Annotated in this window: 15 protein-coding genes; 9 read left to right on the top strand and 6 right to left on the bottom strand. The window is 36.5% G+C overall.

Features of this window, described 5'->3' with window-relative positions; translation table 11 throughout:
* Nucleotides 1-29 precede the first annotated feature (29 nt).
* Complete coding sequence (locus J3495_RS14795; RefSeq protein WP_210667313.1) at nt 30-560, top strand: outer membrane beta-barrel protein; 531 nt, start codon at nt 30-32, stop codon at nt 558-560.
* Between the two features lie 111 nt (nt 561-671).
* On the opposite strand, the gene obgE is transcribed toward J3495_RS14795, so the two are convergent.
* The 4 genes from obgE to hpt form a co-directional block, all read right to left on the bottom strand.
* Nucleotides 672-1673, bottom strand: coding sequence for a GTPase ObgE (gene obgE, locus J3495_RS14790; RefSeq protein ID WP_210667312.1), 1002 nt, complete (start codon nt 1671-1673; stop codon nt 672-674).
* A gap of 108 nt (nt 1674-1781) precedes the next feature.
* Entirely contained in the window at nt 1782-3056 is a 1275-nt protein-coding gene (locus tag J3495_RS14785) for a hemolysin family protein (RefSeq protein WP_210667311.1), read from the bottom strand.
* Nucleotides 3057-3258: 202 nt separating this feature from the next.
* The gene (locus tag J3495_RS14780) at nt 3259-3831 is read right to left on the bottom strand and encodes an adenylate kinase (RefSeq protein ID WP_210667310.1); all 573 of its coding nucleotides are present in this window, start codon (nt 3829-3831) and stop codon (nt 3259-3261) included.
* 77 nt (nt 3832-3908) lie between these two features.
* Nucleotides 3909-4439 (bottom strand): hypoxanthine phosphoribosyltransferase, encoded by a 531-nt coding sequence (gene hpt / locus J3495_RS14775; RefSeq protein WP_210667309.1) that lies wholly within the window; start codon nt 4437-4439, stop codon nt 3909-3911.
* Between the two features lie 183 nt (nt 4440-4622).
* Between hpt and J3495_RS14770 the strand changes: the two genes are divergently transcribed.
* From J3495_RS14770 to purE, 5 genes are all read left to right on the top strand, one after another.
* Nucleotides 4623-5897 (top strand): PQQ-dependent sugar dehydrogenase, encoded by a 1275-nt coding sequence (locus J3495_RS14770; RefSeq protein ID WP_210667308.1) that lies wholly within the window; start codon nt 4623-4625, stop codon nt 5895-5897.
* 5 nt (nt 5898-5902) lie between these two features.
* Nucleotides 5903-7993, top strand: a complete 2091-nt coding sequence (locus tag J3495_RS14765) for a TonB-dependent receptor (protein WP_210667307.1) — start codon at nt 5903-5905, stop codon at nt 7991-7993.
* 23 nt (nt 7994-8016) lie between these two features.
* The gene (locus J3495_RS14760) at nt 8017-8568 is read left to right on the top strand and encodes a hypothetical protein (protein ID WP_210667306.1); all 552 of its coding nucleotides are present in this window, start codon (nt 8017-8019) and stop codon (nt 8566-8568) included.
* A gap of 125 nt (nt 8569-8693) precedes the next feature.
* The gene (locus tag J3495_RS14755) at nt 8694-9857 is read left to right on the top strand and encodes a 5-(carboxyamino)imidazole ribonucleotide synthase (protein WP_210667305.1); all 1164 of its coding nucleotides are present in this window, start codon (nt 8694-8696) and stop codon (nt 9855-9857) included.
* Between the two features lie 367 nt (nt 9858-10224).
* A complete protein-coding gene (gene purE / locus J3495_RS14750; RefSeq protein WP_210667304.1) occupies nt 10225-10710 on the top strand; it encodes a 5-(carboxyamino)imidazole ribonucleotide mutase in 486 nt (161 codons plus the stop codon).
* Nucleotides 10711-10890: 180 nt separating this feature from the next.
* Here purE and J3495_RS14745 read toward each other — a convergent pair whose 3' ends face one another.
* A complete protein-coding gene (locus J3495_RS14745) occupies nt 10891-11559 on the bottom strand; it encodes a hypothetical protein (protein ID WP_210667303.1) in 669 nt (222 codons plus the stop codon).
* Nucleotides 11560-11780: 221 nt separating this feature from the next.
* Between J3495_RS14745 and J3495_RS14740 the strand changes: the two genes are divergently transcribed.
* Both J3495_RS14740 and J3495_RS14735 read left to right on the top strand, forming a co-directional pair.
* Nucleotides 11781-13808 carry a M3 family metallopeptidase gene (locus J3495_RS14740; protein ID WP_210667302.1) on the top strand — a complete coding sequence of 676 codons (2028 nt, stop codon included), beginning with the start codon at nt 11781-11783 and terminating at the stop codon, nt 13806-13808.
* A gap of 84 nt (nt 13809-13892) precedes the next feature.
* The gene (locus J3495_RS14735; protein WP_210667301.1) at nt 13893-14552 is read left to right on the top strand and encodes a SanA/YdcF family protein; all 660 of its coding nucleotides are present in this window, start codon (nt 13893-13895) and stop codon (nt 14550-14552) included.
* Nucleotides 14553-15361: 809 nt separating this feature from the next.
* Here J3495_RS14735 and J3495_RS14730 read toward each other — a convergent pair.
* Nucleotides 15362-17161 (bottom strand): hypothetical protein, encoded by a 1800-nt coding sequence (locus tag J3495_RS14730; protein WP_210667300.1) that lies wholly within the window; start codon nt 17159-17161, stop codon nt 15362-15364.
* 347 nt (nt 17162-17508) lie between these two features.
* Between J3495_RS14730 and J3495_RS14725 the strand changes: the two genes are divergently transcribed.
* Entirely contained in the window at nt 17509-18012 is a 504-nt protein-coding gene (locus tag J3495_RS14725; protein ID WP_210667299.1) for a GbsR/MarR family transcriptional regulator, read from the top strand.
* The last annotated feature ends 9 nt before the right edge of the window (nt 18013-18021 follow it).

Here is an 18021-nt window from a genome sequence, read left to right as displayed (position 1 = left end):
TTTTGTCAGAAATTAATTAAATAAACAAAATGAAAAAATTATTATTAAGTGCTGCATTGATTATATCAGCAATGGCTAGCGCACAAAAAGGTTCCGTACTGGTAGGTGGTAACGTTGGATTTTCATCTGATAAAGTTGGAGAAGCAAAATCAACCTCTTTCGAATTTAACCCAAAAGTCGGATATCAATTTACAGACAACTGGACTGCAGGAGTTGAAGGATCGATCGCTAGTGTTGATACCGATTGGTCTGAAAAAACCGAAAATTACAAAGTTGGAGGGTTTTTACGTTATACGCAACCACTTTCTGAGACATTTTCTGTATTTGCTGACCTTGGAGCTGGGTATCAAAACGAATCTTTAAATAATGCAAACGGTATATACGCTACTCTTGTTCCTAACTTATTTATAAATATGAAAAAAGGTTTTGGTTTAAATTTCTCTATTGGCGGAGTTGGTTACAACAATATAGATGGCCGCAATGATGCCAGAAGAGAAAGCATTGGATTTGATTTTGGAAAAACATTTAATATCGGAATCTCTAAAAACTTTGCACTATAAATAACCCTCAAAAAATAAAAGACCGTAACAACGGCCTTTTGTTTTTTTGTTTGAAGTTTTGATAGTTAGTGCTGCCCGGCAAAATATAATTTTGTCGGGTTTTTTATTTTTCTACTCATTCAACATTTTCCAAAGCTTGTCTTTTAAGTCTGTCAGCCCTTGTTGCGCCACAGAAGAAATAAACATATATGGAATATCTTTAAAAGCAACATCAAGTTCTACTTTTAACTCGGCTTTCAGTTCATCATCTAGCATATCGCATTTTGAGATTACCAAAAGACGTTCTTTATCCAACATTTCAGGATTGTATTTGGTTAACTCATTTACCAAAATATCATATTCTCCCTTAATATCCGGTGTATCCACCGGAACCAAAAACAATAAGGTCGAATTACGCTCAATATGACGTAAAAAATAATGCCCGAGACCTTTTCCTTCTGCAGCACCTTCTATAATACCAGGAATATCAGCAATTACAAACGATTGATAATCTCTGTAAGCCACAATTCCTAAATTTGGTTTTAGAGTAGTAAAAGGATAATCAGCTATTTTAGGTTTTGCAGACGTTAATACAGACAACAAAGTTGATTTTCCAGCATTTGGAAAACCTACCAAACCAACATCGGCCAAAACTTTAAGTTCTAAAATAACATCCATTTCTACACCCGGTAAACCTGGCTGAGCATATCTTGGTGTTTGGTTGGTTGAACTTCTAAAATGCCAGTTTCCTAAACCTCCTTTTCCTCCTTTCGAAAGAATTCTTTTTTCACCGTCTTCGGTAATTTCAAACAACGTTTCTCCCGTTTCTTTATCTTTTACAACCGTTCCTAAAGGCACTTCGATAAATTTATCTTCTCCATCTGCACCTGTACTACGGTCTCCTCCACCATCGCCACCGTGACCTGCTTTTATGTGACGGGCAAACTTTAAGTGAAACAATGTCCAAAGACCTTTATTTCCAACCAAATATACGTGTCCGCCGCGACCACCATCACCACCGTCCGGCCCACCTTTTTCAATAAATTTTTCTCTATGTAAGTGTGTAGATCCCTTTCCTCCCTTTCCGGAAGAAACGTATATCTTAACATAATCTACAAAATTTCCTTCTGTCATTTTCTTTTTGTTTATGTATAGTCTAAAGTTTAAAGTTTCAGGTTTCAAGTTGGCGCAACACACTTAACTTGAAACCTGAAACATAATAAAACCTGAAACAAATTCTCTCTATTCTTTAAGTGTCTTTACTAACACTTTATCAATCTTTACGCCATCCATATCGATGACTTCCAGTACAAATTTTTGCCAGATTAATTTCTCGCCTTCTTTCGGAATATGTGAAAGTTCGGTCATAATCATGCCGCTTACGGTATTTACATCATAATCGTTTGTGAGTTCATCCAACTCAAAATACGTTAGAAAATCGTGCAACGAATAATGTCCGTCAACCAGCCATGAACCGTCTTCTCTTTCGATCAATTGAAATTCATCTTTATAAAAATCGGATGCATCTCCTACTAACGCTTCCAAAATATCATTTAAGGTAATAATTCCTTGAAAAACACCATATTCGTCAGAAACCAATGCGTAATGCACTCCGGTTCTTTTAAAATTCTCCAACGCTTTGTACGCTGTGGTTTGCTCCATTAAATAAGGAGGATCGGTCATGATTGCTGCTAAATCGAAATGTTCGCTCTCGATATTGGCAAATATATTTTTTAAGGTTACGATACCCACAATATCATCATAGTTGTCGCTATACACTGGATAAACAGTGTGTAAATCCATCAAAACCAATTCTTTTATTTTGGCTTTATCAGCATTTAGGGGCAGCATGTCTACCGATTTGCGATGCGTCATTAGCGAATTTACTTTTCTGTCGCCAATATGAAAAACACGTTCTACGATATCCTGCTCAATTTCCTGTACCTCTCCGCCTTCTGTTCCTTCTTTGATGATCGCTTTTATTTCTTCTTCGGTAACTCTGCCGTCAGCACTTGGTTTTATTTGAAGGATATTCAGTAAAAAATCAGTCGAAGACGTTAACAACCAGATAAAGGGTGCAGTAATAATCGAAACGATTTTCATGGGCAATGCCACGGCTTTTGCAATAGATTCAGGATAATTTAAACCAATACGTTTTGGTAATAACTCTCCGAGAACCAACGAGAAAAACGTCAAGGTCACTACAACAATCCCAACGGCAACGGTATGTGCGTAGGGTTTTAAAAATGCAAATCCGGTTACGAAGACTTCAACATCCATTGTGATTTTGTCGCCACTATAAATACCAGTTAAAATTCCGATTAAGGTGATTCCGATTTGTACTGTTGACAAAAATTTGTTTGGAGAGTTGGCGAGATCGAGCGCTATTTTGGCACTTTTGTTACCTTTTTTAGCAGCTGTTTCTAGTCGGTTTTTTCTGGCCGAAATTAACGCAATCTCAGACATTGAGAACACTCCGTTTAGTAATATCAGAAAAAATATAATTAGTATTTCCAATTTTTAGTTGATTCGTTATTAATTTGATTCGTTAATGGCAATCGTAAATCCGGTGGCTGCTAGCCCAGATGGAAGAGAAAAGCCCGGAGCCAAAAAAACTAATTTTTCTAGCCGGAAAACAGCGACCAGCGGAAGCTCGTTTTATGGTTTAGAAAAATAGTTTTTTTAGCGAGGACTTGCAACGTACAGCTGGAAAAAGCTTCTACAAATTATCTATAACTGACGTTAATCGCTCTGTAATTTCTTCGATAGTCCCAATACCATTTACGGCATAAAACTTATTTTGTTCTTTATAATATCCAATTAGCGGAGCTGTTTTTTCGTTATATTCCTGATATCTTACACGAATTTTTTCTTCGTCCTGATCATCAACTCTTCCACTGGTTTTTCCTCTTTCTAGCAAACGTGCCACTAGAATTTCGTCATCGGCTTCGAGGGCAATAGTAGCCGTAACACTTGACCCGATTGTTGGCAAAAACTGATCCAGCGCTTTGGCCTGATCTAACGTTCTTGGATATCCGTCAAACAAAAACCCTTGTGTATCTGGATGTTTGTTTACTTCGTCAATTAACATTGCTGTGGTAATTTCGCAAGGAACCAATTCTCCATTGTCCATAAAAGTTCTTGCTTTTTTACCTAAATCAGTATCATTTTTTAAATTGAAACGAAAAATATCTCCTGTTGAAAGATGTGTTAATTTGTATTTTTCTTTTAAAAATTCTGCCTGAGTTCCTTTTCCTGCTCCTGGCTTTCCAAATAAAACAATGTTAATCATAATATGAGTGAGTGTTGTGACTTCTATTTTTTATGAAAGAAGTTTAAAATGAATATGTAGTTATGTTGTGTTTCTAATTATTCGGCTAATTTATAGACTTCGGTCAAATTTCTTCCTAATCCGTTGTAATCCAGTCCGTAGCCAACGATAAATTTATTTGGAATCCTGATTCCGATATAATCTATTTTAATGTCTTTTTTGTACGCCTCCGGTTTAAAAAACAAGGTAGCAATTTTAAAATGCTTTACATTTTGGGCTTTAAAAAGCTGTTTTAATTCTTCGACAGTATTTCCTGTATCGACAATATCTTCGATGATGATCACGGTTCTGCCTGTTAAATCCTGATTAATTCCGATCAATTCCTTTACCGTATTGGTCGAGCTTGTTCCTTCGTAAGAAGCCATTTTGATAAAAGAAACTTCGCAAGGACTTTTGTATTTTTTTAAAAAATCTGCAACAACCATAAATGCGCCATTAAGAACCCCTACAAAAATGGGCGTGTCATCTGCAAAATCATCTTCTACCTGAGCAACGATTTTGGTCAAAGCAAAATCAATTTCTGTAGCCGAAATAAACGGAACAAATTGTTTATCGTGAAGTTGTATCATTATTTTCTCTTTAAAATAATGTGCAAAGATACAGAATTACAACCAAACTGTACGGATCAAATTGTATTGTAATGATACTTTTTTCAGAATGTTAAATATCACTTAATATTTACAAATCTTTCCTTAAATTTATTTTTTAAATCATTAAATTATTGTCTTTAAAACTTTTAACTTAAAATTGAAATGAAAAACGCCACACCCATATTGTCTCTTTCTTTATTACTGATAATGAGTGCCTGCATGGGCCAGGTAAAAAAAGAAGAAAAAGAAACTTTGGCCACACAGCCCGGAAATATTGTAAAAACAGCTGTAGGCAACATTACGCTCCCACCTCCTTATGCTACAGAATCTGCAAGAAATTCTAGCCGTATTGTAAAATGGCCAGAAGGACTTATGCCCAAAGCGCCCGAAGGATTTACGGTTTCTAAATTTGCTGATGGTTTAGAAAATCCGCGTTGGACATACATAGCTCCCAACAATGATATTTTTGTGGTCGAAAGCGGCACCAGAACCAGTAAAAATCAGATCACTGTTTTTAGAGATACGGATAAAGACGGGAAATTTGAAACCAGATCAGTTTTTATTAAAGATCTCAACAAACCCTTTGGAATGCTGGTGCTAAAAGACTTTTTTTATATCGCCAACACAGATGGATTATACCGCTATCCTTATCAAAACAATCCTTTACAACTCAAAACTCAGGGCGTAAAAATTCTAGAACTACCCGCAGGCGGCTACAACAATCACTGGACACGAAATCTACTTGCAAATCCTGACGGCACCAAAATTTATGTTTCTGTTGGCTCAGGAAGTAATGTTGGCGAGAACGGAATGGATAAAGAGATACGTCGCGCCGCTATTCTGGAAATTAATCCCGATGGAACCGGCGAAAAAATCTATGCTGACGGACTTAGAAATCCTGTTGGAATGGATTGGAATCCCGTAAACAATGAACTTTGGACAGCAGTTAACGAGCGAGATGATCTGGGCGATGATTTAGTTCCCGATTATATCACCAGCGTAAAACGCAATGGATTTTACGGTTGGCCTTACTCGTATTATGGCAATATTTTAGATCCCAGAACGAAAGGAGAACGCAAAGATTTGGCTGCAAAAGCAATCGTGCCAGATGTTTCGGTTGGCGCTCATACGGCTTCTTTGGGACTGGCTTTTTATAACAAAAATAGTTTTCCTGCAAAGTACAAAAACGGAATTTTTGTCGGTCAGCATGGTTCGTGGAATCGCGAAAAAATTTCAGGTTACAAAGTAGTATTTGTACCGTTTGCCAACGGAAAACCATCCGGAAAACCAGAGGATTTTCTAACAGGTTTTATTTCCAATGAAGACAAAGCCGAAGTCTATGGCCGACCTGTTGCCGTTACCGTTATGAATGATGGTTCGCTTCTTGTCAATGACGACAGCGGAAATACCGTTTGGAAAGTTACGGCAAACAAATAATAGGTATGATTTTTAAAAAATACTACTTTCTTATTGCCTGGCTGATTGTTTCTCAGAACATTATCGCACAGGAACAGGAAAGCAAAATAAATGATACCATCAAAGGAGAAAAACTCGAAGAAGTTATTATAAGTTCGCTGCATCTTGACAGCAACTTATTAAATACTCCCGCCGCTGTTGGCATTTTATCAAAAAGAGAATTGCTGCAAAACAATACCACCGATATAAGCACAGTTCTCAATACAATTCCGGGTGTGCTGATGCAATCATCTAACTTTACCACCACCCGCATTTCTATTCGGGGTATTGGAGCCAGAACCACGTATGGCACCAACAAAATAAGGGCTTTTTACGGCAGTATTCCGCTGACATCTGGCAATAGCGAAACAGTCATTGATGATATTGACTTAGAAAACATTGGTCAGATCGAGATTATCAAAGGCCCGCTTTCGAGTATTTATGGCGCAGGTTTGGGCGGTGCTATTTTAGTGACACCTCAGCTTTTACAAACCGAAGGGCAAAATACCTCGATCAGTACCATTTTCGGTTCTTTTGGTCTCTTAAAAAACAGTCTGAATTATGCCTTAAATGAAAAGAATTCAAGTTTAAATATCAGTTATCATAAATTGGAAACCAGCGGATGGCGACAAAATAGCGCGTACCATCGTGAAGGAATTACGCTTGCGGGAGCATTATTCAAAAAGCAAAATAGCAAACTTACTTATTTTTCAAATTACACTTACGTGAAAGCGTACATACCGAGTTCGATTAGCAAGACGGTATACGAGACAAACCCGCGACTTGCGGCACCTACTTGGGCTGCTTCAAAAGGATATAAAGAATACAAATCGGTTTTAGGAGGATTGGCGTATGATTTTAAAATTAATGATCGTTTAAACAATGCGACCTCTGTTTTTATCAATTATAAAGACAGTAATGAACCGCGTCCTTTTGATGTTCTGCGACAAAATACTTTTGCTGCTGGAGCAAGATCACAATTTTCAGGAAACTTTAAAATCAGAGAAACAGAAAATCAATTTATTGCGGGAATAGAATATTTTTTAGATAATTATAAAGGAAATACTTTTGAAAATTGGTATCAGCAAAATAATGGTTTAGGTAGTTTACAAGGAAATCAACTGGCGGCAACGGCACAGAAAAGGCATTTTTACAATGTTTTTTCGCAAATAAGAACGTTACTTTCTCAAAAAATGGAGTTTCAAGCGGGGCTAAATTATAACAAAACACAATTTGAAATAGAGAATTACGATACCAATACGATTCAGAAATATGCTTACAGCGGTATTTTTTCGCCGCAAATTTCTCTTTTATTCAAGCCAAATACACAAAAAACCTTTTATTTTTCGGCAAGCCGGGGATTTTCGTTGCCGGCTACAGAAGAAACGCTTACGAGTGAAGGAACCATCAATCCGGATATAAAACCTGAAAATGGTTATAATTTTGAAGTTGGAGGAAAATATTATTTTTTGAATAAAAATCTCTACATAGAATTTTCTTTGTATCGAATGGAAATAAAAGATTTATTGGTAGCAAAACGTATTGGCGATGATCAATATGTGGGCATAAATGCTGGCAAAACACTTCATGAAGGTATCGAAATTTTGGTCAAACACAATTGGTACATAAATTCTTCTTTATGGATGATATCTTATGTTTCGGCTTCCCTTGGAAATTATGAATTTAAAGAATTCATCGATAGCGGAAATGATTTTTCAGGAAATAAACTAACCGGAGTTGCCGCCAACAAAGCCAATGCAGGATTGAGTTTGAACAGTAATTCAGGGCTTTATTTCGCCGCCGATTTTCAGTTTGTAGACGAAATTCCGATGAACGATGCAAATACCGCTTACTCTGACGCTTATAAGGTCGTAAACCTAAAAACCGGCTACCGTTTAGAGATACTTCCAAAACTGACTATCCATTTTGCAGCAGGAATAAACAATTTATTTGATAAAAAATATGCTTCGTTAATTTTACCCAATGCGACAGCTGTTGGAAACGCTACCCCACGATATTATTATCCCGGACTTCCTGTAAATTATTATGGCAGTATTTCGTTAAATTACCTATTTTAGATCCTTATTAAATTTAAAAAAAGATGCCCTCTGAACTGCAAATAAAACTAAACTCTGTACAGGCGTGTAGAGAGAGCCGCTTGAAAGTTTCGCAAGAAATCTTAGAAAACAAGCACCTTTTTGACGAACTGGTTCAGATTTGTTTTGATCCTAATCATGAAAAGCACCACAAAGCCTGTTGGATTTTAGAATTCATATCCTACCGGGAGCTTGTTTGGTTACAACCTCATCTTGATTTCTTTTTCGAAAATATGCCTCGTGTAAAAGACGAAAGTGCTATTAGGCCTCTTGCAAAAGTACTTCAGCTTTTGGTGAAATCTCATTATAAAAAAGCAGAAAACAGCATTATCCTTTCAGAAAAAAACCTTCAGCAATGCATCGAAACATCTTTTGATTGGCTGATCACAGACGTAAAAGTGGCCACAAAAGCCTATTCGATTAGAACTTTATATCTTCTCGGAAATCACGATAACTGGATTCATCCTGAACTAAAAATAATCCTCAACAAAGAATATCACACTCATTCTGCTGCGTACAAAGCCGTTGCCAGAGAAGTTTTGAAGAAAATAAAATAGTTTGTTTGCTACAGATTTAGACTAATTGAGTCAATTTAAAACTTAATAAGTGAAAAAAATTATGAAATTTGTGAAATTCGTGGCAAAAAAAAGATTAAAAAGTATCTTTGCAAAAACACACAACAATGAATTATTTTTCTTCTGATTTTAAATTAGGAATATTAGGTGGTGGACAATTGGGCAAAATGCTCTTGTTTGACACTCGAAAATTTGACATACAGACTTATGTTTTAGACCCGAGCGATGAAGCGCCGAGTAAAATTGCCTGCAATCAGTTCTTCAAAGGCGATTTGATGGATTATGAAACGGTTTACAATTTTGGAAAACAAGTCGATGTTTTGACTTTTGAAATCGAATTGGTCAATCTGGAAGCACTGACACAATTAGAAAACGAAGGCCTAAAAATATATCCTTCGCCAAAAACATTAAAAGGCATTCAGAATAAAGGAGTTCAAAAAGATTTTTACGCGCAGCACAATATACCTACCGCTCCCTTTGCAAGATTTGAGAATCTCGAAAATCTAAAATCAGCAATCGTTAATCAACACTCAACAATCAACTTGCCTTTTGTCTGGAAATGTACCGAATTTGGTTATGATGGCAACGGCGTAAAAGTAATTCGTCAAACATCAGATTTAGATAATTTGCCAAACGTAGAATGCATTGCCGAAACGATGATTCCGTTTAAAAATGAATTGGCTGTGATTGTTTGCCGCAATCCGTCAGGCGAAATCAAAACGTATCCGGTTGTCGAAATGGAATTTCACCCAGAAGCCAATCAGGTTGAATATGTAATTTGTCCAGCCAGAATTGATGAAAAAGTAGCCCAAAAAGCCAGAGCTATTGCTTTGAATGTTTCAGAAAAATTCAATCATGTCGGACTTCTGGCTGTCGAAATGTTTCAAACCCACGATGATGAAATTCTGGTCAACGAAGTTGCTCCTCGCCCGCACAATTCAGGACATTATTCTATCGAAGCCAGTTATACATCACAATTCGAAAATCATTTGCGTGCCATTTTAGATCTTCCTTTAGGAAATACCGACAGCAAAGTTGCCGGAATTATGGTCAATTTAGTGGGCGCCGAAGGTTTTTCCGGAGAAGTTGTTTACGAAAACATCGAAACCATTTTAGGATGGAATGGTGTTACACCACACATTTACGGCAAAAAACAAACGCGCCCTTTCAGGAAAATGGGTCACGTTACCATAGTAAATGAAGATATGGCTGAAGCGAGAAGGATTGCTGAAGAGGTTAAGAATACGATTCGAGTGATTAGTGAAAAGTAATTAGTGATCCGTTTTTAGCCACTAGAAAATCTTAAGTTTATTTCAATCTTGATTAATTAGTATAAATGGATTTTATAGAAATAGTTAGCAACCTTTTAAATTTATCAGATAATTCAAATTTGTTTAAAACTCATTTTGAAATATTTAGAGATAAAAATGAGTATAAAGGAGAAAGAATCAAAAGCTTCCTATTATTTATAATTCTTACTTTGTGTTTAATACTATTTATAGTTGGATTATTTTTTCTAATTTATAAAGTTTGCACAAAATAAAATTTTAAAAATAACAATAAAATTAGTTTTTAGTCAAAGTTCACAACTTGAAACCTGAAACAAAAAAAAACAGTTTTAAACAAACAAAAAACCACATGAGCAAAGTAGCCATTATAATGGGAAGCATCTCAGACATGCCAGTCATGCAGGATGCTATTGACATACTAAAACAATTTAATATCGAAGTTGAGGTTGATATTGTTTCGGCACACAGAACGCCGGAAAAATTATTCGATTTTAGCAAGAATGCACACATCCGCGGGATTTCGGTTATTATTGCTGGAGCTGGTGGTGCGGCGCATTTACCGGGAATGGTGGCTTCGATGTCGCCGCTTCCTGTAATTGGAGTTCCTGTAAAATCGAGCAATTCAATTGATGGTTGGGATTCTGTTTTGTCGATTCTTCAAATGCCAGGTGGCGTTCCGGTTGCAACCGTTGCTTTGAACGGAGCTAAAAATGCTGGAATTTTAGCAGCACAAATCATTGGAAGCCACGACAAAAAAGTACTTGACACGATTATTGCCTACAAAGAAGAACTGAAAGCAGCAGTAAATAAAGCCGCTGAAGGCTTAAATAGATAAGGCATTTCTTTAATTCCTGCAAGGTTTTCAAAACCTTGTAGGTATGATTATAAAGCCCAATTAATACTTCTAAAACACCTACAAGGTTTTGAAAACCTTGTAGAATAAAAATAATATGAATATTTCAACACAAAGGCTTCCCATTATAGGAAGCCTTTGTGTTTTTAGGGTCTTTTTTAATTATGCTTCATCTTCAATTTGCTCCAAAACAGATTCAAATTCAGATGCTATCACATCATCCTTATTGATCCAATTCTCAGAAGTAACCAGATTATAGTTTACATCATCTTCTGTTGTCAATTCCCAGATAATACTTTCTGCTTCAGGAAACGGAATATTTTGAGACATTTGATTTTCAAACAACCTTTTAATCAGGTTTCTGTCAGACAAACCATTATTCAACAACTTCAATATATTTTCGGCTGTCAGTTTTTGTACTTCGCCATTAGTTGGTGTCATAGAGAAATGCACAACAGACGCTTTTGCATTTGGAAATTTCCCATTGTAAGCTTTAAAAAGCAATTGATTGACATGAAATAATCTGCCTTGCATGTGTATTTCCGGATATTCCTCACACACTTTATCAATTAACATGTTGTTTGATATCTGCTCAATCTGTCCTTCACTTAATTCCTCTCCCAATTTATAGTCTAATACAATCTGTGCAGCTTCGTTAGGTTCGTAATCCGAAATGGCCATTTCTAATAATTCCGGTAAACTGCTTTTCTCGGCTGTAGCTCCATCCGGATAATTGAATTTTTGTAATAAAACAACAAAATCTTCATCAGACCAATATCCTTCTACTTCATTTACCGTATCTATATTCTTGATTACAACTTGATAATTCATCCTTTTTTTATTTAATTTATGATTAGCATTTTATACTGCTAAATTGTTTTTTTCAATTTACGCTTTTAATATCTACTACAGCAATAAATAACAAATCTATAACACAATTTAAGAGTATTTTATGCCAATAATCAATTCCATATCGATGATTACATTTTTATAAATTGTTATCTTTGGAATTCAAAATTTTGACTTCAATCCATAAAAAATATAATATCAAAATGAACGTATTACTTTCAAAATTTATAACAAAGCACAATACAGCGCCTTTTTCTCAAATTAAAATAGAAGATTGTTCCCCAGCTTTTCAAGAAGGAATTGCTTTGGCTAAAGCCGAAATTGATGCCATCGTCAACAATCCAGAAGCACCTACTTTTGAGAACACAGTGGTAGCGATGGATTTCTCTGGTGATATTCTGGATCGTCTTTCGAGTATTTTCTTCAATTTAAATTCGGCCGAAACCAGCGACGAGATGCAAAAAATTGCTCAGGAAGTTTCGCCGTTACTTTCAGAATTTGGTAATGACATTACACTAAACACTGCTTTATTTGCCAAAATAAAGGCCGTTTACGATCAAAAAGAAACGTTGAATTTAAATCCCGAGCAAACCACACTTTTAGAAAAAAAATATAAAAGTTTTTCTAGAAATGGCGCCAATTTACCCGAAGATAAAAAAGACAAACTGAGAGCAATTGATAAAGAATTATCTAAATTAAAATTACAATTTGAAGAGAATATTTTGGCAGAAACCAATGCTTTCGAATTGCATTTGACCGACTACAACCATTTGGCAGGTTTGCCTGAAGGTACAATTGAGGCGGCCAGATTACTGGCTAAAAACCAGGAAAAAGAAGGTTGGATTTTTACTCTGGATCATCCTAGCTATATTCCTTTTTTGACCTATGCCGACAATCGCGAATTACGCAAAAAAATGGCGATTGCTTTTGGAGCGAGAGGATTCCAGAACAACGAATTTGACAATCAAGAAAATGTATTAAAAATAGCCAAATTACGTTTTGAAAGAGCTAATTTGCTGGGATATAAAACCCATGCCCATTTTGTTTTGGAAGAAAGAATGTCCGAAAGTCCTGAAAAAGTATTTTCTTTTTTGAATGATTTATTAGCAAAAGCAAAACCTGCTGCACAAAAAGAATTTGCAGAACTAGCCGCTTTTGCGAAAAATTTAGACGGAATTGAACAATTAGAAAAATGGGATGGTGCGTACTATTCTGAAAAATTAAAACAACAGCTTTTTAATTTAGATGATGAAAAACTAAAACCTTATTTTCAATTAGAAAAAGTGTTAAACGGAGCATTTACCGTTGCCAAAAAATTATACGGACTCACTTTTACTGAAGTTTTTGACATTGACAAATACCACGAAGAAGTAACGACTTATGAAGTAACCGATGCTCAAAACAATTTGGTTTCGATATTCTACGCCGATTTTTTTCCGAGAAAAGGAAAAAGAAACGGCGCCTGGATGACTTCGTTTAAATCGCAATACATAAAAGACGGCATCAACGAAAGGCCTCATATTTCTAATGTCTGCAATTTTACCAAACCAACAGAAACCAAACCATCGTTATTGACTTTTAATGAAGTAACAACCCTATTTCACGAATTTGGTCACGGATTACACGGAATGCTAGCCAACACCACCTATCCTAGTTTGTCAGGAACATCTGTTTTCTGGGATTTTGTAGAATTGCCAAGTCAGATTATGGAGAATTGGTGTTACGAGCCCGAAGCCTTGGCCTTGTTTGCCAATCACTACGAAACAGGAGAAATTATCCCGATAGAATATGTACAAAAAATCAAGGAAAGTGCGAGCTTTCAGGAAGGAATGGCAACGTTGCGACAGTTGAGTTTTGGATTATTAGACATGGCGTGGCACGGTCAGGATCCGACTGGCATTACCGACTTAAAAACTTTTGAGACCGAGCAATTTGCCAACACGCAATTGTATCCTGACGTAAAAGAAAATGCCATGAGTACTGCTTTCTCGCATATTTTTCAGGGTGGTTATTCTTCTGGATATTACAGTTATAAATGGGCTGAGGTTCTTGACGCCGATGCTTTTGACTATTTTCAGGAGAAAGGGATTTTTAATATTGAAGTTGCCACAAAATTTAAAGAAAATGTCCTTTCTAAGGGAGGCACAGAACATCCGATGATTTTGTACAAACGTTTTAGAGGGCAAGAACCAAAACCGGAAGCTTTGTTAAAACGCGCGGGACTTCTTTAAGACAAAAAAGCCTGTGCTTGCAAAAACAAAATTTACAATTGTGCGGCCAAAGCCTTTTGTATTCATGCTTAAAACCAATAAAATTTGAAAAAATACTTAAAAATACTGTTTTATATCGCTATTCTTGGATTGATCGCCATTGTGTCGGTTAATTTATATGTGAAGTCAACGACGAAAAAACATGTGTACAACTCGATGAGAAGGTTTCCTAAAAATGATGTCGGAATTATTTTTGGAGCGGGCATCAATGGCGATCAGCCCAGCAAATATTTGAAGGATCGTCTTGACGCCGGAATTTTGCTATATAAAGCAAAGCGCATTAATAAAATTTTGCTTTCGGGAGACAATGGCCGTGAAGGATATGACGAACTAACCGTGATGAAAAATTACTGTTTTAGACACGGAGTAGACACAAGCAAAATATTTATTGACTACGCTGGTTTTGACACCTACTCTACGATGTATCGTGCCAAACATATTTTTAAAATTAAAAAAGCGACCCTCATCTCTCAGAAATACCATTTGAATCGGGCAATTTATGTCGGGCAAAATCTCGGCATCAAATCGGTTGGCTATTCTGCCAATTCTGGCGAATATTTGGGTTATCAATATGTTACGACAAGAGAATACCTTTCGGTTTTTAAAGCCTTTTTTGATGTTTTACGAGATCGTGACCCACATTTTTTAGGCAATCCGATAGATATAAACGGACTGTCTAATTATTCTAAAGAGGACAAACGATAAAACAAAAGGCCAGAACGCAATGCAATGAGTTCTGGCCTTTTTACTTGATAATATTGTATAAAAAATACTTCTCTTTTAGTTAGACCTAACAGGTTTTAGAAACCTGTTAGGTCTTCCGTTTAATTATAGTCTTCGTAAAAAAGAATTCGACCGACTGAAAACTTGATTTGAGCGACTGAAAACTTGATTCGACCGACTGAAAACTTGATTTGAGTGACTGAAAACATGATTTAACCGACTGAAAACAGGATTCGACCGACTGAAAACATGATTTAATCACTGTAAAAAAGAATTCGACCGTATGCAAGTTGGATTTAACCACTGTAAAAAAGAATTCGACCGTATGCAAGTTAGATTTAACCACTGTAAAAAAGAATTCGACAGTATGCAAGTTAGATTTAACCACTGTAAAGTAGAATTCGACCGTATGCAAGTTGGATTTGACCACTGTAAAGTAGCATTCGACTGTATGCAAAGTTCTTATTACTGTATAGGAAAAGAATTTTTATGTCTGGCTTCTAAAAAAATGGCGTGAATGTTCTGAAACCTGAAACCTACTATAAAACTCCCAAACAGTATCGTGTCGTTTTGGATGAGGGATAGTAGCAAGCTACCGAAGTAGCGCGGATAGCCCGACATCATACCGAAAAGAGGGCGTATATGCACAAAGTACTATAGCCCTCTTATCGGTATGGTGACAGCCCTAGAAAGAAATCTTCAATTTTAAATGATAAAAATTAAAATTCGTTTCTACTGTAAATTGCAATTTTAACGATTGGTATTTCACCATCGAATATGTTGCTTATGTGTTATTTTATAACTCTTTTGTTGTTGGCGGGTAAAGGTATTAGATCTTCGAAAATGTGACTTAAATCATCTGGTAGCACGCCATTATTATTGCTATTACTGTGGCAAGAGAAACAAGAAATCGCATTTTGTTCTGTAGAGGCAGATGACGGAGACTGGACATAAGTTTCCATAGTACTATTGGATAATTGTCCTGTGCCGATGGCGTCACCATTCGTGCCTCCGTAAGGATATACGTTTCCGTTTGGTGCGGCTCCACCAAAAGTCCATGTAGCACCTATGAGTAAGTAATTCTTTCTGATGTCGTTGCCTACTAGCTTGCTGCGCACGGCATTGTTGATCGAGATAATTTGGCTATTAGAGTCTGCTGGAGTTTTGTCTTCGGCATTAGGAGGCGTATTTGAGGCAACACCCCAAGCCATAATTCTTCTTGCCGTTGGGCTCTTTAATGCAGGATTAGTAATAAGAATTGTATTGCCTTTTGCGGTCATGTTCTGAATGTTTTGTGCTCCCGTTGTATCGCTGGCATTGCCATTAAAAAGCCAACCTTTGCCAGTATCTGCAGCAACTTGCTTGATTTTATTGTTTTTGTCTACATAAGCATAGGCACTATTGGGTGAATTTTTTTCGTGTTCGAAAGTGGCCCAGATCATTTCAGGATGTCCTGCAACACTGCCCACGACATGCATGCCAACCAAAGCCAATTTTGCAGTAGTTTGTCCATTTTCTACCCATTTGTTTGGGTTTGTTTTGTCGTAAGTAGGAATAGTGGCCTCGATGGTTACATACGTCTCTGGATTCGGCAAGTCTTTGACTTCTACCCATGATGTTTTAATTTCCATTGCGAGTGCGTCTGCATCTGGAGGTATGGCCCAGCCTTTGGTTTTTGCATACGCAACAATACTATCTCTTGCTGAGGCGGTAGTTGGAAATTGATTGCCATTGAGTTTGCCTTCATTAACACCTGTGAGATAATAAGCATAAACATCATTGACCATTGTTATGTAGTAGACTAGCGATTTGTTTTCGCCCATTAGAGCGCCGTGAGAACCTGCCTGGCCTTGCTCAGACTGTACTTCGTTGCCGTTAGAATCAAGAAAAATTGATTTAGCACCTACTTTAAATTCTTGTACAACCTCTGATGGTTTAATTTTACTATCGATAACTGGTTTTGGGTTTTTTATAACGTTGCCCTTGGTATCCAGAAAAGAATGAATGCCTTTTGCATCGGCCTTTACGCTGCCGAGTAGAACTAATTTATTGGCATCATTTTTTACTTTCTCATCTTTCTTTTGAGACTCAATTTCGAACATTTTTCCAGACTTGTCTATCAAAACAGGCAATCTGTTAGGACCACTCTGATTGATCGTACTAGCAGCATTCAACAAAACATTGGGTTGGTGCGCTGTAAGCTTGCGTTTTCCTGTAACAGGATCTTGAGGAGAAACATTGTAAAAAACTGGCGATTCCATGATGGTTCCTTTATTACCATAAGAGCCAGATGATGGCGAGGTAATCCATAAAAACATCTGTTCAGACCATTGGTAGAAATCGCAATTGTTATTGTGCGGAAATGTGACACTGTTGGCAGGAGACACCAGTCCGTTTTCAGTTGCTTTTTTGCCAGCAAACCAGGAATTAAATAGAGAATCCGAAACCGTGCAAGATTGTTTTACATCCTGCGGAAGATATTCATAGTCCGTATCCACATTGGCTAACAAATCTTTTTTCTTGCATCCCAAAAAAAGGATGATGATCAGTCCCATAAGGATTGCTGTGGTTTTTATCGTTATTTTTTTCATGATGTGTTGTTGTTAATTGGTTTGTTGTTTTTAGGTTGAATGTGAAACTTCTTGATTAGTTGCTGTGGGCTTTTCAATATTTATTGAAGGAATATTGAAATAAATGGTTCTCAAAAAAACACCTTCGACGATAACTCGAAATGTTTTTACATTTTGTACACCAAAAGTATCTTTTAGCGTTATACTCGAATAAAAAAATGGCACAAGACAGGATTTTTTGGTTGCAAGCGAGACGAAAGATGATGTAAAACGATTTTACGACCGTGTCTTAGAACCCAATTAAAATGTTTTTTACTAAAGTTTCATTTATTTTTGAAAGTTTAAAAACTTTTACTTACATTTGCTGTATGGAATTCAAAGAAGCAAAAAACAAGTTTGTACAAACCTGGGGAGCATTAGGTTCTCAGTGGGGCATTAATAAAACCATGGCGCAAATTCATGCTTTATTGATGATTTCGAACCAAGCCGTTTCGATGGAAGACATCATGGAGGAATTGCAAATTTCGCGCGGGAACGCCAGCATGAACCTAAGAGCCTTAATGGACTGGGGAATTGTTTACAAAGAATACAAAGCAGGTGAAAGAAGAGAGTTTTTTACGGCCGAAAAAGACTTAGACGAATTAGCCGTAAAAATTGCCCGAGAAAGAAGCAAAAGAGAAATCAAACCTGCGCTCAAAATCTTAAAAGAAGTTTCCTCTATCGAATCTAAAGATTCTGCTGAAGAGAAACACTTTGTTGATCAAACCTCTAAATTGTATGATTTTGTTTTGAAAGCAGACAATATGTTAGACAAAATGACGGAGTTTAACGAAAATTGGCTGGGACGTTTGGTTTTAAAAATCATGAAATAAATTTCGAAC

This window comes from Flavobacterium geliluteum, assembly GCF_017948595.1.
GTDB classification, from domain to species: domain Bacteria; phylum Bacteroidota; class Bacteroidia; order Flavobacteriales; family Flavobacteriaceae; genus Flavobacterium; species Flavobacterium flavipigmentatum.
Note: the sequence above shows the minus strand (reverse complement) of the source record. Positions and strands in the feature narration are given on the sequence as shown.